This is a genomic window from Micromonospora coerulea (assembly GCF_016598485.1).
GTDB classification, from domain to species: domain Bacteria; phylum Actinomycetota; class Actinomycetes; order Mycobacteriales; family Micromonosporaceae; genus Micromonospora; species Micromonospora coerulea.
Genome location: NZ_JAEMUW010000005.1, coordinates 17,715 through 37,252 on the forward strand (window position 1 = coordinate 17,715; position 19,538 = coordinate 37,252).

A 19,538-nucleotide genomic window follows, 5' to 3' on the forward strand; every position below is an offset into this window, starting at 1 on the left:
CCTTGTCGCGCACCGGCGTCATCGCCGCTGCAACCCCCCACGCGAAAGGCGTGCTTGTCCGTCCGGTCACAATTTGTTGCGTTCGGCGCGAACAACCCCATTCAAATTACACGCGTGTAATGCGTGCGCCGTCAAGCCGAACTTGATAATGGAGTCGCCCTCCCGACACGTTCCGGACGACCGACCGCGCCGCCCGAGCCTCGCAACCTGCCCTATCGATTCAGACCCCGGACGAGTAACGCCCTCTCCGGCGAGTTGCCCCGCTTTTCTGCCGTGGCGCGCCCGACGACGGCCCGGCCGGCGGCCCCCGGCGGAGGCTCCGGCGGGCCGTACCCGGGCGGCCGGCGGGGCAGCGTCCAAGATCAGCATTGTGTGGGGAAAAGGTTAACCCGAGTCCGTCCGAACTGCCCGTCGAGCCGAAAACGCCGACAGCGCCCCGTCCAGGTGATGGGACGGGGCGCGCCGGCCGGGCAGGTCGCGGGATCAGCCCGCACCCGGTGCGGCGCTGTTCGGCCAGACGAATTCGGCGATCGCGCCGCCCGTGACGGAGATCGCCCCGGCCGGCGTCCGATCGTCCCACCAGACGGTATAGCGGCCGGCCGCCAGGTCCGGATAGACGGCACTGTGGAACACCCCGTCGCGGACGGGCCGCTCCCGCACCGCCGAGTGCGTCCGCCGCTGTTCGTCGTCCCGGCTGATCTCGATCTCCCGCCCGTGCCACTCACGTCCGGTGTGGATGATCAGCGCGCCGGTCTCCCCGCCGAGGTTCAGCACGACGGTGCCACTGCCCGTCGGGCCATGGCGGTGGTGATGCTCGGGCACGACGCGCTCCTCAGGCTCCGGCCACCGGCGGGTTGTTGAACCCGTCGTACGGGGTGCCGAGGAACGGGAAGTCGTTGAGGAACGGGGCCGTCACGTCGGCGGCGCTCAGGCCCGGGGTGACCGCCGCCGCCGCCGCGTCCGGCCGGAACGCCTTGTCCACCAGCGGCACGGTGACCCCGGCGATCGCCCGCAGCGCGATGCTCACCACGTCGTCGCCGACGCGCCGGCCGTTCGGGAACCCGGCCAGGTCGCCGCCGAGCACGCCGAACCGGTCGGGCTTGCGGATCGGCCTGATCGCCGTGTTCAGCCGCAGCATGTCGGCCTGGACGTCGCCCGTGGCGTTGGTGAAGCCGTCGATCAGGCCGGCCGGGATGCCGGTCAACAGGATCGCCACCAGGTCCGCCCGCGGCTTCTTCGACTTGTTCAGCGCGTCCAGGCTGGGAAACACACCCGGATACAGCGCCGGTAGCAGCGCGGCCAGCTCCGGCTGCTCGACGAACCGGGCGAACCGCTTGTCCTCCGAGGGCGGCAGCGTGTTCCACAGGTCCTTCTTGGACATCGGCACGATGACCTCGTTGAACAGGGGGTTGCCCAGCCGGGAGACCTGGGTGAAGGGGCCGGCGGCGGTGTCCGCGGCGACCCGGTCGCCGAGCACCCGTACCTGCTGCCGGGAGGCCGACGTCCACACCCCGATGGTCGCGGCCCGGTCGGCGGCGCCGTACCGGGCGGCCTTGCGGCGGACCCGGTTCAGCGGCACCTGGACGGCGATGCTGTGCACGTTCATCCGGTCCAGCGCGTTGACCGGCTCGCCCTCGGCCTTGAAGATCTTCTTCCCGGCCACATGGAGCTGCTGGAACGGCCGCAGCGTACCGAGGTCGAAGATCCCGCCGAGGTCGACGAAGAAGCCGTCCGCCCGCTGCCCGGCGAAGACCCTTTCCCCGGTGGAGAGGCGGAAGGTGGCCTGCCGCACCAGGTCGCGGTATTTGGGCGTGGAGAGCGGGCCGACGTTGCACGGCGGGCAGGGCAGCTTGTGCGCCAGCACGTGCTCCTTGCCGTCCGCCACCCGGGTCAGTCGGTAGAACTGCCGGCGGTTCCAGTTCTTGCTGTCCAGCGACTCGATCGGCCCGGTGTTGTAAAGAAAACTGTTCGGATTCGTGATCTCGGTACGGAATTCGAACCGGTACGTCACATCCGGATAGCCGTCGCCATCGTTGTCGATGTGAATCTCGTACCGCACGTCGTCACCGAACTCGAAGAAGTTCGGGCCGCCGGAGGGGAGTTGCAGCGGCACGTAGTTGGCGATCAACGTGACCGTGTCCGGATGATCGGGGCTGACGAACGCGTACAGGTCGGCGCTGTCGGCGACCGGATCCTTGGCTATCTCCGGGGCTTCGCGGTGGGAGGACATGGCGGACCACACCTTTGCGTCTGGGAAGCGGAAGTCGAGCGGGATCACCGGCGCCGGGAGCCCGCGCCGGGAGAGGTCGCGCCGCCGGGCGGCGCCGGGCGGGTCAGCGTCGGGCGGCGCGCCGCAACCGGTCGGCCAGCGCGCGGTCGCGTACCTCGATCCGCGTCGTGCCGACGAAGACGTCCATGGTCCCGGCGGCCGCGTCGCGCAGGTGCACCACGATCGGGTCGTCCCGGCGGCCCGCCGAGGGAGTGTTCTGTGCGGCCGACAGGCCCGGCACGGTGAGGGCGGCGGCGCCGAGGGTGGCGCTCGCCGCGGCGGTCAACGTCTGCCGGCGGGTCAGTCGCGGCCAGGGCCGCTTCCGCTGCTCAGTGGTCATGGGCAACCTTTCCGGGCCGGCGCGTCAGCGCCCGCGGTGGTCGGGAGCCCCGGACGTTCCGCCGTGGCGGGGGCCGCCGGGCGCCCCCGGTGGGGGCTGCCGGCGGCGGTCCTCGCCGCAACCGCCGCCGGCATCCACTGGTACGGCAGGCGGCGGGGAAAGGTTCGACGCTAGGCGCGGGCGTGACCGTACGCGGTCGTCCGCTTGCGCGCCGGTCGCCCAGCCGCCGCCGCGATCGCCCGCAACTGCTCCTCGGTACGCGCGGAGCCGTTGCCCGAGCCGGCCATCCGGGAGATGGTCTCCTCCATCAGCGTGCCGCCCAGGTCGTTGCAGCCGCCGTTCAGCATCGCCACGGTGCCCTCGTCGCCCAGCTTGACCCACGAGCACTGGATGTTGTCGATCCGGCCGTGCAGCAGCAGCCGGGCCATCGCGTGCACCGCCCGGTTCTCCCGCCACGTCGGCCCCGGCCGCGCGATGCCGGCCAGATAGATCGGCGCGTTGGTGTGCACGAACGGCAGCGCCACGAACTCGGTGAACCCGCCGGTGCGGTCCTGCACCCCGGCCAGCACCCGGAAGTGGGCGAGCCACTGGCCGGGATGGTCGACGTGGCCGTACATCATCGTAGAGCTGGACCGGATGCCCAGCTCGTGGGCCGTGCTGACCACGTCGACCCAGGCGGCGGCCGGCAGTTTGCCCTTGGTGAGCACCCAGCGCACCTCGTCGTCGAGGATCTCGGCGGCGGTGCCCGGGATGGTGTCCAGGCCCGCGTCGCGAAGCTGGACCAGCCACTCCTTCACCGGCACGCCGGCCTTCGCCGCGGCGGTGACGATCTCCATCGGGGAGAAGGCGTGCACGTGCATCCCCGGCACCCGTGTCTTGATCGCCCGGACCAGGTCGGCGTAGCCGGTGACCGGCAGCTTCGGGTCGATCCCGCCCTGGAGGCAGACCTCGCTGGCACCGGCGGCCCACGCCTCCTCGGCCCGGTCGGCGACCTGCTCCAGGGACAGCCGGAACGCGTCCGCGTCGGTCTCCCGTTGGGCGAAGGCGCAGAACCGGCAGCCGACGTAGCAGACGTTGCTGAAGTTGATGTTGCGGTTGACCACGTAGGTCACGTCCTCGCCGACCACGTCCCGCCGCACCTCGTCGGCGCGCCGGCAGAGCTCGTCCAGCGCGGCGCCGTCGGCGGCGAAGAGCGCCAGCGCCGCATCGGCGTGCCGGGGTTCGAGCAGCGCCGCCGGGTCGTCGGCCGCCAGCCGCAGGCCGGTACGCAGGTCGTGGTCCCCCGTGGTCACCCCGGCGGCGCCCGCCAGGCTGGCGTCGGCCTTGCCGGCCACCTCGGACCAGTCGCCGTAGACGCTGTCGAAGTCGCCACGCCGGTCGTCCGTGCGCCCGGTGGTGTCGATGGTGGCGTGCAGGTCGGTCCGGCCACCGCCGAAGACCTCCTCCGGCTCCTGCCACGGCCGGCCCACCGGGCGGGCCGCCTCGACCGCGAGACCCGTCGCCGGATCGGCGAGGGCGGTCACGTGCGGCAGCAGGCGCGGATCCAGCCAGGGGTCGCCGGCCCGGACGTACTCCGGGTAGATGGTCAGCCGCTCGCGCAGGGTGAAGCCCGCCTGGGCGGTGTGCCGGGCCAGCTCGTCGAGCTGCGGCCAGGGGCGCTCCGGGTTGACGTGGTCCGGGGTCACCGGCGACACCCCGCCCCAGTCGTCGATACCGGCGCGCAGGAGCAGGTCGTACTCGCCCTCGATCAGGTTCGGCGGCGCCTGGATCCGGGCCCGCGGCCCGAGCAGCACCCGGGCCACCGCCACCGTGGCGGCCAGGTCGTGCAGCTCGGCGTCGGGCATGCCGCGCATCGCGGTCTCCGGCTTGGCGCGGAAGTTCTGCACGATCACCTCCTGGAGGTGGCCGTACTCCCGCTGCGCGCGGCGGATCGCGAAGAGCGCGTCGACCCGCTCGGCCAGGGTCTCCCCGATGCCGATCAGGATGCCGGTGGTGAACGGCACCCCGACCCGGCCGGCGTCGTCGAGCACCCGCAGCCGGACCGCCGGCTCCTTGTCCGGCGAGCCGAAGTGCGGGCCGCCCGGCTCCGACCAGAGCCGGGTGGCCGTGGTCTCCAGCATCATCCCCATGCTCGGCGCGACCGGCTTGAGCCGCTGCAGCTCCGACCAGGAGAGCACGCCCGGGTTCAGGTGGGGTAGCAGGCCGGTCTCCTCCAGCACCGCCACCGCGCAGGCGCGCAGGTAGTCCAGGGTGGAGTCGTAGCCGCGCTCGTCCAGCCACTGCCGGGCCGCCGGCCACCGCTCCTCCGGGCGGTCGCCGAGGGTGAAGAGGGCCTCCTTGCAGCCCTGCGCCGCGCCCTCGCGGGCGATCGCCAGCACCTCGTCCCGATCGAGGAACGCGGCCGGCAGCCGGTGCGGCACGGTGGCGAACGTGCAGTAGTGGCAGCGGTCCCGGCAGAGCCGGGTCAGCGGGATGAAGACCTTCTTGGAGAAGGTGACCACACCGGAGCGGCCGGCCTCGCGCAGCCCGGCGTCGCGGATGTCACCGGCGATCCGGAGCAGCTCGTCCAGCTCGGTGCCCCGGGCGGTCAGCAGCGCGCTCGCCTCGGCCAGGTCCAGCGCCCGCCCCGTGGTGGCCCGGCGCAGCGCCCGCCGCATGCTGGCCGCGGTCGGGGTTGGCTCGGTGCGATCAACCATCCGCCCAGCCTATGCGCTGACCCCGACCGCCCCGACCGCACGCCCGGAACCGGCGGCGGCGCTCGCCCCGGGTGGCCGCACCGTCACCGACCCGGCGGCCCACTACCCCGCAACGGAAAGAGTGGCCGTCCGACGTGCGGAGGCCACTCTGTCCGGGCGTGCGGTGGGCGGCGGCCGGCGCGCGGCCGGTCACCGGGTCAGCGCTGCTGGTTCGGATCGTCCCGGTGGAAGCGCCGGGTGTGGTCGCCGTCCTGCGGGCCCGGCTGGCCGAACTCCGCCGGCTGCCGCGGGATCGCCTGCGTCGGGTCGGCCGACGGGGGCTGCCCGAACGGCGGCGGCGAGTACGGAGCGCCGGCCGGCGGTGCCGACTGTGGGGCACCGCCGTACGGCGGTGCGGTGTGGAACGGCGGCGCCGGCGGGTTCGGCTGGCCGTACGAGGCGGGCGGCGGGTAGCCGCCGGGCTGGTTCGGCCCCGGGTAGCCGGCCGCGGGGTAACCGCCCTGGCCACCGGCCGGGTAGCCACCGGGCTGACCCGGGTACCCGCCCGGCTGCTGCGGCCAACCGGGCTGCGGCTGGCCATAGACGCCGGGCTGCGGCTTCGGCTTCGGCGTGTAGTACAGCGCGCGCCAGACGGTGAAGACGACGTACCCGGCGACGGCGAAGATCGCCAGGAACGCGGCCCGGGTCAGCAGGCCGAGCAGGGCGTCGAGCACCTCGGCCTCGGCGAGCCGGCCGACGAGCCAGATCAGGAAGGTCAGCGCGCCGAACAGCGCGCCGACCGCGTACTCCGCCAGGGCGACCTGGGTGATCAGCTTGGCCTTCGGCAGTACCGGCCGGACGTGGGTGGCCAGCAGCACGGCCAGCACCGGCAGCACGATCGACTCGACGCCGACGAAGGTGAAGAAGGTGTTCCCCGCCCGCAGGTCGAAGGTGCTGTAGCCGGCGGCGGGCACGAGCAGCCGGAAGAGGCCGACGAGGAGCAGCACGGCGTTCGCGCCGAGCAGGACGAGCGCGGCCAGTTCGCGCAGTGGCTTGGTCAGCTGGCTGGCCTGCGTCGCGTCGGTGGACGCGGGCTCGGCGGGGCTGGTCACGAGCTCCCCCTGGGGACGAAAACGGACAGTTGCCGACGTGAGCCTAGTCTCCCCGGCCACCGGCCGACCGACGGCGGCGCGTGCGGAAGGATGGACACCATGCGCATCGTGGTTCTGACCGGCGGAATCGGCGGCGCCCGGTTCCTGCTCGGCGTCCGGGCGTACGCCCGGGAGGTGGGTGCCGAGGTGACCGCCGTGGTCAACGTCGGCGACGATCTGCTGCTGCACGGGTTGAAGGTCTGCCCCGACCTGGACAGCGTGATGTACACGCTGGGCGGGGGCGCCGACCCGGAGCGGGGCTGGGGCCGGGTGGGCGAGACCTGGACGGTCAAGTCGGAGCTGGCCGCGTACGGCGCCGAGCCGACCTGGTTCGGCCTGGGCGACAAGGACATCGCCACGCACCTGGTGCGCACGACGATGCTCAACGCCGGCTACCCGCTGTCGGCGGTGACGCAGGCGCTGGCCACCCGGTGGGAGCCGGGCCTGACCATGCTGCCGGCCACCGACGACCGCCTGGAGACCCACGTGGTGGTGGACGGCGACCAGGGGCAGCGGGCGATCCACTTCCAGGAGTGGTGGGTGCGGTACCGGGCGGACATCCCGACGCACCGGTTCGTCTTCGTCGGCGCGGAGACCGCGAAGCCGGCGCCGGGCGTGCTGGAGGCGATCGGCTCCGCCGACGTGGTGCTGCTCGCGCCGAGCAACCCGGTGGTGAGCATCGCGCCGATCCTGGCCGTACCGGGGCTGCGCGAGGCGGTCGCCGACGGCCCGGCGCCGGTGGTGGGCGTGTCGCCGGTCATCGGCGGCGCGCCGGTGCGCGGCATGGCCGACCGCTGCCTGGCGGTGCTCGGCGTGGAGTGCAGCGCGGCCGGGGTGGGCGGGCTCTACGGCGCGCGGCCGGCGGGCGGGCTGCTCGACGGCTGGCTGGTTGCGCCGGAGGACGAGGGCACGCTGGTGCCGGAGGTGACCGTCCGGGCGACGCCGCTGCGGATGACCGACGAGGCGGCGACCGTGGCGATGGTCCGCGCCGCATTGGAGCTGGTGTGAGGCTGGAGATCCTGCCGGTGCCGGGCATCGGCGACGTGACCGAGGGCGACGACCTGGCGGCGCTGATCGCCACCGCGGCGCCGTGGTTGCACGACGGCGACGTGCTGGTGGTGACCAGCAAGATCGTGTCGAAGGCGGAGGGCCGACTGGTCGACGTGCCGGCCGACGGTCCGGAGCGGTTGGCCGCCCGGGACGAGGTGCTCGCCGCCGAGACGGTGCGGGTGGTCGCGAGCCGGGGGGCGACCCGGATCGTGCAGACCCACCACGGCTTCGTGATGGCCTCCGCCGGAATCGACGCCTCGAACGTGGACAAGACCCGGCTGGTGCTGCTGCCGGAGGACCCGGACGCGTCGGCCCGAGCGCTGCGGGCCGCCCTGCGGGACCGCTACGACCTCGACGTCGCGGTGATCATCAGCGACACGATGGGCCGGCCGTGGCGCAACGGACTGACCGACGTGGCGCTGGGCGTGGCCGGGATGCCGGCCATCCGGGACCACCGGGGCGAGATCGACCCGTACGGCAACGAGCTGCAACTGACCCAGATCGCCGTGGTCGACGAACTCGCCGGCGCCGGTGAGCTGATCAAGGGCAAGTGCGACCAGGTGCCGGTGGCGGTGGTTCGCGGCTACCTCGGGGTCGCCCGGACCGACGACGGGGCGGGCGCGCGGGCGCTGATCCGGGACGCCGAACTCGACCTCTTCTCGCTGGGTACCGCCGAGGCGCAGGCCGCCGGCCTGCGCGCGGCCGCCACCCTGCCCGACGGCACCGGCGCGGAGCCGGCCGACCCGGTCGCGGTGGCCCGGGCGATCGCCGCGGTGGCCGACGTGGTCGCGCCCGGCACGGTCTTCACCCACATCATCGACGAGGAGGTACGCGTCGGACTGATCGCCACCGTGCCCGGCTGGCCCGCGGCGGCGACCGGGCTGCTGCTCGGTGCCCCGCCGACGCCGGTGGACCAGCCGGACCTGGTGCGCTTCGGGACGGACCTGCAACGGCTGCGGACCGCGCTGGCCGCGGAGGGAATCTCCTCGGCGCTCCTGCCGCCCCCGTACGGCAGCACCGCCAGCGCCGCCCTGGCCATCTGACCCGCGGCCCGGCGGCGGCCAGGTCACCGAGGTGCTGGCGTCCTGGCGGGTCCGGGCCGCATTCCGGCGGCGGGTCAGGCGTCGAGCATGGCCCGGCCGAGCGGGGTCAGGGTGTGCAGCACGGTGTTGCGGTCCCGGTGGCTGACCAGCAGCCCGGCGTTGCGCAGCACGGCGGTGTGCTGGCTGGCCGCGGCCGGCGAGATGTGCAGCCGGCGGGCCACCTCGCCGGTCGTGCAGCCGGCGTCGGTCGCCGCCAGCACGGCGGCACGGGTCCGCCCGAGCAGGGCCGCGAGGGCCGGACGGCTGCCGGCGGCGGTGGCCGGGCCGGCGCCGCGGCCCGGCTCCGGGGCGAGCCCGCCGAGCCGGTCGACCGGGTAGACCAGCACCGGCGGCAGGGCCGGGTCGACCAGCGCGACCGGCGTCCGGGCGCAGAAGAACGACGGGACCAGCAGCAGCCCCCGGCCGTCCAGGTGCAGCTCCCGGGTGTCCGGGTAGTCGAGCACCTCGAGCATGCCCGCCTCCCAACGCATGTTCGGGCGCAGGCCGGTGAGCAGTCCCTCGACGCCGCCGTCGAGCAGGGCCCGCGCTCGCCGCGCCCGGTCGGCCTCCACGGCCGCCCGGATCCGCGACCAGTACGGCGCGATGGCCAGCTCCTGATAGCGCGTCATCGAGTCGGTGAGGTGGCGCAGCACCTCGGGCTCACCCCGGGCCAGCGCCGCCGCCGCGGCGGGCAGCGGGGTCTCCCCGGCCAGCCGGGTCAGGTCCCGGCGGAGCAGGTCGGCGGGGGTGCTCCGGACCGCCTCCAGGCCCACCTCGAAGCCGTCCAGGCTCTGGTACGGGGTGAGGAAGTCGGGGAAGTAGCCGCGGGGCGGGTTCAGCGCGAAGAGCAGGCGGAGGCGGCTGGCGGCGGTGTCGGTCCGCAGCGTGCGGGCGACGCCGCGCCGCCAGTCCGCCAGCAACGGATCCCGGCCGCGGCCCTGCAGCAGGTGCAGGCTGAGGACCAGTTCCCAGACGGGATCCGCGGCGGGGGCCACCCTGGTCCGCAGGATGTCCTCGCTCGAGAAGAGGATCTTCAGCATGGAGCGCTCTCCCGGGGCGGGCAGAGGGGGTGCCCGCCGACAATTCGCACTGTACCCGCCGGCACTAATCTCCATCTTTAAGCGTGGACTGAAAAACCTCGACGGGGGTCGGACCCGTTGGGCATGCTTCCCCTTGCCCACCGGGTCCGGGACGAGACGTCATCGGGGCCGGGGCGACCGGGGGTCGGGAGACGGCGACCGGGCGGCACCACGAGGGTCTGCGGCCCCTGTTCCGCAGAGGTGTCATCCGGTCGCCACCCGCCTGATCCGGGTGTCAGTCCACCCAGAGCGCGACCCGATGGTCCTCGTCGGTGACGTACCAGCAGTGACCCGCCGCCTCGGCCAGCCCCTCCACGTGGTGGAACGGCGCCAGGTCGGCGACCACCTTCCCGGCCACCCGCGCGTCCGGCGTGACGTCCAGCCGGAATCGGACGTGCCGCGAGGTCACCGCCCCGCCCTGTGGATGGTCGTCGAGCAGCACCGAGCCCTTGCCCAGCGCGTCGATCGACCCGATCACCGCCGCGTACCCGCCGTCGCCGGTGGGCGCGATCGCCCGGAAACCGGTCAGTTCCCCCGGCGGGGTCACCCCGGTCACCGCGTACGCCCCGACGGCCCGGGGCCACGCCGGGTCGGCGGCGAACATGCCAGCCACCCCGACCAGCTCGATCAGGATCGGCTCGCCCTCGGCGGTGACCGGGAACCGGAGCCCGAGCAGCACCGTGCCGGCCGGCGTGAAGGCGGCCGCCTCGACGTTGAGCGGCAGGTCGTCCTCGGCGAGCCGGCTCACCCAGCCCTTCGCCCGGGCGGTCCCCCGCGCCAGGGTCTCCACGATGAACCGGTGCCGCACCCGGTCGCCGGGCGGCAGCGGGGTCAGCGGCGCGGCGGCGAGCGCGTCGTTGACCGCCCGGTGCAGCCGGAACCGGTTGCGCACCACGTGCACCGGCAGCGTCCCGGTCGCGGCGTCGTTCTCCCGGAACCGGGCCACGAATGCCCGCCGGGGGCGCAACGGGCCGGCCTTCGAGCCGAAGTGCGAGCCGAAGACGTACACCCAACCGTCGTGGTGGGCGAGGGCCTCACCGTCCTCGGTCCGGCCGTTCTCCGCACCGGCGTCCGCGGGGACGTGGTGCGCCACCCACTCGCCGTCCTCACGTTCGAGGAGCAGGGCCAGGCAGCGTTCCACCGGGCCCTCGTCCAGGACGGTCCAGAACGCCCGGCGGGCGCGGTGGGCGCGCAGCAGCGCCGCCGAGCGAACCGGCAGCAGGTCGCTGGCCTCGTTGCCGGCCACGACGAACTCGACGAGTCGCAGGGTCACCCGGCCAGGGTACGGAGGCGGCGCTCGTAGAGTGTCGGGATGCCCGACGCCGCTCCCGACCACTACGCCGCCCTGTACACCGACGCCACCGCCGTGCTGACCGACTGGACGGCGACCAGCCCGGCCGCCGGGGCAGCCCGCGACCGAACCCTGGAGCTGCTGACCGCCGGCCCGGTCGCGCTGAGCCGCGGCCACCGGGCCGGGCACGTCACCGCCAGCGCGCTGGTGCTCGACGGCAGCGGGGAGCGGGTGCTGCTCTGCCTGCACGGCAAGTTCCGCAAGTGGGTACAGCTCGGCGGCCACTGCGAGCCCGGCGACCGGACCCTGGCGACCGCGGCGCTGCGTGAGGCGGCCGAGGAGTCCGGCATCGCCGGGCTGGTCGTCGACCCCGACCCCATCGACGTGGACATCCACCCGGTCAGCTGCCAGGGCGGTTCGCTGCACTACGACGTCCGGTTCGCCGTCCTCGCCCCGCCCGGGGCCACTGAGCGGGTCAGCGACGAGTCCGAGGCGCTCGGCTGGTTCCGGCCGGACCGGCTCCCCGAGCCGCTGGCCGACGGGACCGTGCAGCTCCTCGCGCCGGCCCTGGCTCGCCGGGCGGGCTCAGGACGCGCTCAGAGGTAACCCTCCTCGCCGCGCTCCTTCAGCTCGTCGACCAGCTTCTTGACGTCCTGAGCCCGGTCGCGCGGGCAGACCAGCACCGCGTCCGGGGTGTCCACCACGATCAGGTCGTGCACGCCGAGGACAGCCACCAACCGGCCCGACTGCGGTACCACCACCAGCCCGGTGCTGTCCCGCAGCAGGACGCCCGGCTTGGCGTCGGAGCCGAGCACCACGGTGCCGCTCGGGTCGGCGGGCAGCACCTCGCCCAGCGTGTGGAAGTCACCCACGTCGTTCCAGCCGAAGTCGCCCGGCACGGTGGCCACCCGGCCGGCGGTTGCCGCTCCCTCCATGACCGCGTAGTCGACGGAGATCTTCGGCAGCGTCGGCCAGACGGTCCCGAGGATGTCGTCCTGCTCCGCGGTGCCCCAGGCGGCCGCGATCGCCGTGATCCCCGCGTGCAGCGTCGGCTGCTGCCGGGCCAGCTCGGCCAGGAACACGTCCACCCGCCAGACGAACATGCTGGCGTTCCAGAGGTGCCGGCCGGAGCGGACGTACCCCTCGGCCACCTCGGCGGCCGGCTTCTCCTTGAACTCGATGACCGGGCGCAGTGGACCGTCGTCGGCCGGCTCGCCGGTCTCCAGATAGCCGTAGCCGGTCTCCGGCCTGGTCGGGGTGATCCCCACCGTCATCAGCAGGCCCCGCTCGGCGCCGCCGATCGCCTGCCGCACCGTCTCCGCCCAGCTGGCCGGGTCGCCGATCAGATGGTCGGCGGCGAACGAGCCCATCACCGCCTCGGGCTCGCGCAGCGCGATGACCGCGGCGGCCAGCGCGATCGCCGCGCACGAGTCCCGGGGTGACGGCTCGACCAGGATGTTCTCCTCCGGCAGGCCAGCCAGTTGCCGGGCCACCGCCGCGACGTGCGCGGCACCCGTGACCACCAGGGTGCGCTCGGGTGTGGTCAGCGGCGCGAGTCGGTCCACCGTGGCCTGGAGCAGCGAGGCCGGGGTGCCGGTCAGCGGGTGGAGGAACTTGGGGTGGCCCGCACGGGACAGCGGCCACAACCTCGTGCCGCTGCCGCCCGCCGGGATCACGGCGTAGAACATCAGCACATCATGCCCGAACCGCCCCGGCACGGACGGGCGGTCGACCGTACCGGCGGCGGACGGTCAGGAACGGGCCCGGCTCCATGCCGCGATGTGCACCTCGGCGCTGGACTCCCAGGTGAACTCCTTGGCCCGGTCGAAACCGGCCTTGGCCAGGGACAGCCGGCGCTGCTCGTCGTCCAGCAGGGCGGCCAGGTCGGTGGCGATCTGGCCCGGGTCCTCGCTGGTGTAGGCCACCGCGTCGCCGCCCACCTCGGGCAGGGACAACCGGGGCGTGGTCAGCACGGGTGCCGCGCAGGCCATCGCCTCCAGGATCGGCAGGCCGAAGCCCTCGCCGTACGACGGGTAGGCGGCGACCAGCGCCCCGCCGAGGAAGCCGGGCAGGTCGGCGTAGCGGAGGTAGCCCGGGCGGAGCAGCCGCAGGTGCGACGGGACCTCGGCCACCGCCCGGTCGATGTCGTCGTCGTGGCCCTGACCGCCGGCGATCACCAGGGCCGGCGGGTCGCTCCGATCGGCCACCGCACGGGCCCAGCCGCGGATCAGGTTGGGCACGTTCTTGCGCGGCTCCTTGGCCCCGAGGAACGCAATGTAGCTGCTGCTGCCCAACCCCAGCCGGGCGCGGACGCGGGCCTTCTCCTCTTCGCTCGGGGCGTGGAAGGCGGCCTGGTCGACGCCGTGGTACGCCACGTCGATCCGGGTCGGGTCGGCGTCGAGCAGCCGGATCAACTCGTCCCGGGTGGCCTTGCTCGGCACGATCACCCGGTCCGCCCGGCGCAGCGAGGTCTTGATCGCGCTGCGGAAGAACGTCCGGCGGGACTTGTCGTAGTGCTCCGGCTCGGTGAAGAAGGTCGCGTCGTGCACGGTGACCGTGACCGGGCAGCCGGCCCGCAGCGGGCAGGTGTAGAAGGGCGAGTGCAGCACCTCCGCGCCGACCTGCTGGGCGAGCAGCGGCAGGCCGGTCTGCTCCCAGGCGAGGCGGGCCGGGCGGTGCGCCACCGCCGCGGGGGCGGGGACGACCTCGGCCCCGGGCAACATCCGGGTGTAGCGCTCCAGGTCGGTGCGCAGGCTCACCACGGCCAGGTCCACGCCGGAGCCGCACACCTTGCCGAGGGCGCCGAGCAGGCCATCGACGTATCTACCGACGCCGCCACGGTCGGCGGGGACACTCGTGGCGTCGATGAGCACGCGGGGCGGGCGACCGGCGGTCACGGGGCGACTCCTCAGGATGGCGGGTCTGTGGTGAACAACACTGTCGGCAAGCCTACGCCGGGGCGGGGTCCCGACGCTGACTGCGACCCGACGGTACGCCGACTTGTCGTTGTCATCGAGTACGGGTTCCGAACGCGTATCGTTCGCGCCGATGGCCGACAACATTGCCCGGGTCTTCGCCGACGCGATCGCGCCCGACCCCACCCGCCCCCTGCTCACCTGGTACGACGACGCCACCGGCGAGCGGACGGAACTGTCCGGCGCGACGCTGGCGAACTGGGTGGCCAAGACGGCGAACCTCCTCGTCGACGAGCTGGCCCTCGCCCCCGGCGACACGGCCGGCGTGTTGCTGCCGCCGCACTGGCAGACCGCCGCGGTGCTGCTCGGCTGCTGGTCGGCGAAGCTGACCGTGCTCGACACGCCGGGTGACGTGGACGTGCTCTTCGCCGCGGCCGACCGGGTCGCCGGCGCGCAGGAGTGGTCGGCCGGCGAGCGGTACGCCCTCGCGCTCGACCCGTTCGCGCTGCCGATGCGGGAGGTGCCCCCCGGCTTCGCCGACTACGTCGTCGAGGTCCGCGGCCACGGCGACCACTTCACCCCGTACCCCGGCGGCGGCGAGGCGGACGCCGACCTGCTGGCCCGCGCGGCCGCCCGCGCCGCGGACCTGGGCATCACCCCCGGCGACCGCGTCCTGATCGACGCGGCCACCCACCCCGACCCGGTCGACTGGCTCCTCGCCCCCCTGACCGCCGGCGCCACCATCGTCCTCTGCGCCAACCTCGACCCCACCCGCGTCGCCTCCCGCACCACCACGGAAAAGGTCACCCACACCCTGCCCTAACCCACCCCGCCCCTCCCGCCCCCCCGGCGCGGCGATCTTGCAGTTCGGGCCCGCACGATGGGCGTTGTACCCCATTCGCCGGGGCGACAAGTGCAAGATCGACGCGGGTGGGGGTGGGATCAGGCGGGGGTGTGGGTGTTGGGGTGGGGGCGGCGTTGGGCGAAGGTGGCGAAGGCCGTCAGGGATTCCGGGTTGGCCAGGGCGCCCTTGGCGGCCGCCGAGTCGACCGGGGTGCCGGTGAGGATCTTCTTGACCGGGACCTCCAGCTTCTTCGCCGAGAGGGTGCGGGGGACGGCTCTGACCTGATGGATCTCGTCGGGGACGTGCCGGGGCGACAGGGCGGTGCGCAGCTCGCGGCAGATCTTCTTCCGCAGCGCGTCGTCCAGCTCCAGGCCCTCGGCGAGCACCACGAAGAGCAGCAGCTCGCCGGCGCCGCCCTGGTCGTCCTCCAGGTGCACCACCACCGAGTCGACGACCTCGTCCAGCCCCTCCACCACCGAATAGAACTCGGCGGTGCCGAGGCGGACGCCGCCCCGGTTGAGGGTGGCGTCGGAGCGGCCGGTGATCACGCAGCCACCGCGCTCGTTGATCGTGATCCAGTCCCCGTGCCGCCAGACCCCGGGATAGACCTCGAAGTACGCCTCCCGGTAGCGGACGCCGTCCGGGTCGTTCCAGAAGCCCACCGGCATGCTGGGCATCGGCGCGGTGATCACCAGCTCGCCCAGCTCCCCGATCACCGGGGTGCCGTCGGCCGAGCGGGCTTCCACCTTCGCCCCGAGCGCCCGGCAGGTGATCTCCCCGGCGTGCACCGGCAGCAGCGGCACCCCGCCGACGAAGCCGGTGCAGACGTCCGTGCCGCCGGAGAGCGACTGGAGCTGGAGGCGGTCGCCGACGTTCTCGTACACCCAGGTGAAGCCCTCGGCGGGCAGCGGCGCACCGGTCGAGCCGACCCCGCGCAGCGCGGACAGGTCGGCGATCTCCCTTGGGACCAGACCGGCCTTGCGGCAGGCCAGCAGGAACGGCGCCGAGGTGCCGAAGTACGTGGTCCTGGTCTCCGCGGCCAACCGCCACAGCGCGCCCAGGTCCGGGTGGCCCGGGTTGCCGTCGAAGAGCACGATCGTCGCGCCCACCGCCGGCCCGGAGACCAGGAAGTTCCACATCATCCAGCCGGTGGTGGTGAACCAGAAGAACCGGTCCGCCGGGCCCAGGTCGTGGTGCAGGGCCAGCATCTTCAGGTGCTCCAGCAGGATGCCCCCGTGCCCGTGCACGATCGGCTTCGGCAGGCCAGTGGTGCCGGAGGAGTAGAGCACGTACAGCGGGTGGTCGAACGGGACCGGGGTGAAGGCCAGCGGCTCGTCGGTCCCGGCGGCCAGCTCGTCCCAGGAGAGCGCGCCCTGCGGCGGGACGCCGGCCGGATCGAGGTACGCGATGCCGACGGTGTGCTGGAGCGACGGCAGGGCGGCCCGGATGGCGGCCACCTCGCCGCGCCGGTCCACCGGCTTGTCGCCGTACCGGTAGCCGTCGACGGCGACCAGCACCTTCGGCTCGATCTGCTGCCAGCGGTCGGTGACGCTGCGGGTGCCGAACTCCGGGGCGCAGGACGAGAAGATCGCGCCCAGGCTGGCGGTGGCCAGCAGCAGCACGTACGTCTCCGGGATGTTCGGCGCGTACGCCGCCACCCGGTCCCCGGGGCCGACGCCGAGCCGGCGCAGCCCGGCCGCCACCCGGCGGACCTGCTCGCGCAGCTCGGCCGCGGTCAGGGTGACCGGCGGGCGGGTCTGCCCGTGCGCGATCACCACCGGGTCGTCGTCCCCGCGACCCGGCATGCGCAGCACGTTCTCGGCGTAGTTGAGCGTGGCGCCGGGGAACCAGCGGGTGCCCGGCATCGCCGGGTCGGTCAACGTGGCGGTCGGCGGGGTGTGCGCGACCACCTCGAAGAATTCCCAGATCGACCGCCAGAACGCGGCAAGGTCGGTGACCGACCACTGCCACAGCGCGTCGTAGTCGGCGAACTCCAGCCCCCGGTGCTCGGCCAGCCAGCGCAGGTAGCCGCCGATCCGGGACCGCTCGCGCACGTCGGCCGGCGGCGTCCACAGCACGTCACCCACTGCTCCACCCTCCCTGAGGCCCGTCACGACACTGTGCATGGGCCGTGGCGCCATCTTGCCCTACCTCGCAGCGCCATTCTCCGCACCGGGTGCCGGTCAGGGGGCGTGGCCGGCCCACACGGCCCCACCGCCGCAGGTGTGGCCGGGCACCGGTACCGGTCCGCGCCGCACCGGGGAGGCCCGGACCGGCCGGCACCATCCCCGCGGGGTGCTCAGCCGGCGCGGTGGGCCTGGATCGCCCGGCGTCGGGCGAGGCGGTGAGCGCGGCGGATCTCCGCCTCCCGGAACCGCCGCTCGTCCTCCGGGGTCTCCGGCAGCACCGGCCGGACCGCCCGCGGCGCGCCGCCCACGTCCACGCCGACGAAGACGAGGTACGCGGTGGCCACCCGGACCGGCTCGTCCTCGGCCGAGTCCCAGCGCTCGGCGACCACCTTCACGCCCACCTCCATCGAGGTGTTGCCGGTCCAGTTCACCTGGGCGTGTGCGTGCACCAGGTCGCCCACCCGGACGGGCTCGGAGAAGACGATCTCGTCGATCGAGGCGGTCACCGCGGTGCCGCCGCTGTGCCGCGCCGCGGCCGCTCCGGCCACGTCGTCGACGAACTTCATCAGTACCCCACCGTGCACGGTCCCGTACAGATTGACATCGACCGCAGTCATGATCCGGCTGAGCGTGACCCGGGAGTACGACGTCGGCTTGCCCGCCGCCACGGTGGAGGGGTGATCTGTCATGCCGGAAACGGTACGGTGCGCGGATGCGACATCTCTGGAGCTTCCTCGCCGGGTTGGTGGTGGCACCCGTCACCTGGGTGCTCGTCACCCTCGGTCAGGACGGGTCGACACGTACCGTGCACCGCTGGGTGGAGATCGGTACGTACAGCACGCCCAACCTGATCGAGCCGGCCGTCTACCTCGGCGCCGCCGGCATCCTGCTCGGCCTGCTCGGCACGCTGCGCGTCTCGCCGCTCGGTCCGCTCGTCGCCGGGCTGCTGCTGGTCACCCCGTACATCGGGATGTTCCTCGCGCCGTTCACCGTTCGTGGTTGGATCCCCGACGACTGGAAGGTGCTCGGCGATCCCCTGCCGCTGCGCCAGCCGGTGGAGAACGGCACGGTGTTCCTGATCGGCCTGCTGCTGCTGGTGGCGGTCCTCAGCGCCCAGCGCTGGCGGCAGTGGCCGGCGGCGACGTCCCCGGCCGAGGCGGAGCTGACCGCGGCCGACAAGCCGGTCGAGAACAACTTCTCGCTCAGCGACTGGCCGTCCACCGGCGCCAGGGACGACCGGGGCACCGCCCCGCTGACCCTCGGCTATCCCGACCCGACCCCCACCGAACCGCTGCCCCGCCGGGCCACCGGCGAGTCGCCGTGGTCGGCGCCGCCCCGCGCTGCCACCCGACCGGAGGGCACCACCGAGATCCGATGACCGTCGCGGGCGGGCCGGCGACCCCGGCCCGCCCGCCCCAACGGTTCCGGCCGGTCAGCCCTTGAGCAGCTGACGGGCCATGACGATGCGCTGCACCTGGTTGGTGCCCTCGTAGATCTGGGTGATCTTGGCGTCCCGCATCATCCGCTCGACCGGGTAGTCCCGGGTGTAGCCGTAGCCGCCGAGCAGCTGCACCGCGTCGGTGGTGATCTCCATCGCGGCGTCCGAGGCGAAGCACTTCGCGGCCGCGCCGAAGTAGGTCAGGTCCGCGTCACCGCGCTCCGACTTGCCGGCCGCGGTGTAGGTGAGCTGTCGGGCCGCCTCCAGCTTCATGCCCATGTCGGCGAGCATGAACTGGATGCCCTGGAACTCGGCGACCGCCTTGCCGAACTGCTTGCGCTCGCTCACGTAGCCCTTGGCGTAGTCCAGCGCGCCCTGGGCGATGCCGACGGCCTGGGCGGCGATGGTGACCCGGGTGTGGTCCAGGGTCTTCATCGCCGTGGCGAAGCCGGTGCCCTCCGCGCCGATCATCCGGTCCGCCGGGATCCGGACGTTGTCGAGGTAGACCTCGCGGGTCGGGGAGCCCTTGATGCCGAGCTTCTTCTCCGGCGCGCCGAAGCTCACCCCGGCGTCGGACTTCTCCACCACGAAGGCGGAGATGCCCCGGGAGCGGGCTGTGGGATCAGTCACAGCGAAGACGGTGTAGTACTCGGAGACGCCGGCGTTGGTGATCCACCGCTTCACGCCGTTGAGCACCCAGTGGTCCCCGTCACGCACCGCGCGGGTCGTCATCGAGGCGGCGTCGCTGCCCGCCTCCGGCTCCGACAGGCAGTACGAGAACATCGCGTCGCCGGCCGCGACGGGGGTCAGGTACTTGCGCTTGAGCTCCTCGGAGCCGGCCAGGATCAGCGGCATCGTGCCCAGCTTGTTCACCGCCGGGATCAGCGAGGACGAGGCGCAGGCCCGGGCCACCTCCTCGATCACGATGGCCGTGGCCAGCGCGTCCGCGCCGGCGCCGCCGTACTCGACCGGGATGTGCGGGGCATGGAAGTCCGCGGCCCGCAGCGCGTCGTACGACGCCTTGGGGAACTCGCCGGTCTCGTCGGCCTCCGCCGCGTGCGGGGCCACCTTGGCCGCACAGACCTCACGGACCGCCTCCCGGATCGCCTCGTGCTCCTCGGGCAACCGGTAGACGTCGAATGACTGCTCTGCGGCCATGCTGGCCCCTCCCCTTCACCGCTATCATGCCCAGTCTGTAGCGGCGGAGAACCGCCGACCGCGCAGAGTGAAGGATAGCGACCGGGGTTCTGGTGCTCGTTACCGCCGCGTAGGCTC

17 protein-coding genes are annotated in these 19,538 nt (G+C 73.5%); 5 read left to right on the top strand and 12 right to left on the bottom strand.

All coding sequences use genetic code 11. The annotated features are described in order from the left end of the window. Positions 1-483: 483 nt before the first annotated feature. From I8N68_RS08570 to I8N68_RS08590, 5 genes are all read right to left on the bottom strand, one after another. Positions 484-822, bottom strand: a complete 339-nt coding sequence (locus tag I8N68_RS08570) for a phospholipase (RefSeq protein WP_200209336.1) — start codon at positions 820-822, stop codon at positions 484-486. Positions 823-832: 10 nt separating this feature from the next. Further along, positions 833-2,230 carry a DUF4331 domain-containing protein gene (locus tag I8N68_RS08575; RefSeq protein ID WP_200209337.1) on the bottom strand — a complete coding sequence of 466 codons (1,398 nt, stop codon included), beginning with the start codon at positions 2,228-2,230 and terminating at the stop codon, positions 833-835. Between the two features lie 103 nt (positions 2,231-2,333). Continuing rightward, entirely contained in the window at positions 2,334-2,609 is a 276-nt protein-coding gene (locus tag I8N68_RS08580; protein ID WP_200209338.1) for a hypothetical protein, read from the bottom strand. Between the two features lie 170 nt (positions 2,610-2,779). Continuing rightward, positions 2,780-5,305, bottom strand: a complete 2,526-nt coding sequence (locus I8N68_RS08585; RefSeq protein ID WP_200209339.1) for a bifunctional FO biosynthesis protein CofGH — start codon at positions 5,303-5,305, stop codon at positions 2,780-2,782. Positions 5,306-5,502: 197 nt separating this feature from the next. Beyond that, positions 5,503-6,396 carry a hypothetical protein gene (locus tag I8N68_RS08590; protein WP_200209340.1) on the bottom strand — a complete coding sequence of 298 codons (894 nt, stop codon included), beginning with the start codon at positions 6,394-6,396 and terminating at the stop codon, positions 5,503-5,505. A gap of 99 nt (positions 6,397-6,495) precedes the next feature. On the opposite strand from I8N68_RS08590, the gene cofD reads away from it, so the two are divergent. Continuing rightward, a complete protein-coding gene (gene cofD / locus I8N68_RS08595) occupies positions 6,496-7,443 on the top strand; it encodes a 2-phospho-L-lactate transferase (protein ID WP_200209341.1) in 948 nt (315 codons plus the stop codon). After that, positions 7,440-8,528 (top strand): coenzyme F420-0:L-glutamate ligase, encoded by a 1,089-nt coding sequence (locus tag I8N68_RS08600; protein ID WP_200209342.1) that lies wholly within the window; start codon positions 7,440-7,442, stop codon positions 8,526-8,528. The genes cofD and I8N68_RS08600 overlap by 4 nt, the downstream gene beginning before the upstream one ends. Before the next feature lie 74 nt (positions 8,529-8,602). Here I8N68_RS08600 and I8N68_RS08605 read toward each other — a convergent pair whose 3' ends face one another. Together I8N68_RS08605 and I8N68_RS08610 are read right to left on the bottom strand one after the other, a co-directional pair. Beyond that, a complete protein-coding gene (locus I8N68_RS08605) occupies positions 8,603-9,607 on the bottom strand; it encodes an ArsR/SmtB family transcription factor (protein WP_200209343.1) in 1,005 nt (334 codons plus the stop codon). Between the two features lie 274 nt (positions 9,608-9,881). After that, positions 9,882-10,919 (bottom strand): hypothetical protein, encoded by a 1,038-nt coding sequence (locus tag I8N68_RS08610; RefSeq protein ID WP_200209344.1) that lies wholly within the window; start codon positions 10,917-10,919, stop codon positions 9,882-9,884. A gap of 39 nt (positions 10,920-10,958) precedes the next feature. Between I8N68_RS08610 and I8N68_RS08615 the strand changes: the two genes are divergently transcribed. Beyond that, the gene (locus tag I8N68_RS08615) at positions 10,959-11,543 is read left to right on the top strand and encodes an NUDIX hydrolase (RefSeq protein ID WP_200209345.1); all 585 of its coding nucleotides are present in this window, start codon (positions 10,959-10,961) and stop codon (positions 11,541-11,543) included. On the opposite strand, the gene I8N68_RS08620 is transcribed toward I8N68_RS08615, so the two are convergent. Then, positions 11,534-12,625, bottom strand: coding sequence for a mannose-1-phosphate guanylyltransferase (locus tag I8N68_RS08620; protein WP_200209346.1), 1,092 nt, complete (start codon positions 12,623-12,625; stop codon positions 11,534-11,536). The two genes, I8N68_RS08615 and I8N68_RS08620, sit on opposite strands and share 10 nt — an antisense overlap. Positions 12,626-12,688: 63 nt before the next feature. Next, entirely contained in the window at positions 12,689-13,834 is a 1,146-nt protein-coding gene (locus tag I8N68_RS08625) for a glycosyltransferase family 4 protein (protein WP_200209347.1), read from the bottom strand. A 151-nt stretch (positions 13,835-13,985) separates the two neighbouring features. On the opposite strand from I8N68_RS08625, the gene I8N68_RS08630 reads away from it, so the two are divergent. Beyond that, positions 13,986-14,675: a TIGR03089 family protein gene (locus I8N68_RS08630; protein ID WP_200209348.1), complete on the top strand. Its 690-nt coding sequence runs from the start codon at positions 13,986-13,988 to the stop codon at positions 14,673-14,675. Between the two features lie 119 nt (positions 14,676-14,794). On the opposite strand, the gene I8N68_RS08635 is transcribed toward I8N68_RS08630, so the two are convergent. Further along, complete coding sequence (locus tag I8N68_RS08635) at positions 14,795-16,783, bottom strand: acetoacetate--CoA ligase (protein WP_200209349.1); 1,989 nt, start codon at positions 16,781-16,783, stop codon at positions 14,795-14,797. A gap of 212 nt (positions 16,784-16,995) precedes the next feature. Next, on the bottom strand, positions 16,996-17,514 hold the full coding sequence (locus tag I8N68_RS08640) for an acyl-CoA thioesterase (protein WP_200209350.1): 519 nt from the start codon (positions 17,512-17,514) through the stop codon (positions 16,996-16,998). 23 nt (positions 17,515-17,537) lie between these two features. Between I8N68_RS08640 and I8N68_RS08645 the strand changes: the two genes are divergently transcribed. Then, a complete protein-coding gene (locus I8N68_RS08645; RefSeq protein ID WP_200209351.1) occupies positions 17,538-18,203 on the top strand; it encodes a hypothetical protein in 666 nt (221 codons plus the stop codon). 54 nt (positions 18,204-18,257) lie between these two features. Here the strand turns inward: I8N68_RS08645 and I8N68_RS08650 are convergent, their stop codons facing one another. After that, positions 18,258-19,421, bottom strand: a complete 1,164-nt coding sequence (locus I8N68_RS08650; protein WP_200209352.1) for an acyl-CoA dehydrogenase family protein — start codon at positions 19,419-19,421, stop codon at positions 18,258-18,260. Between the last annotated feature and the right edge of the window lie 117 nt (positions 19,422-19,538).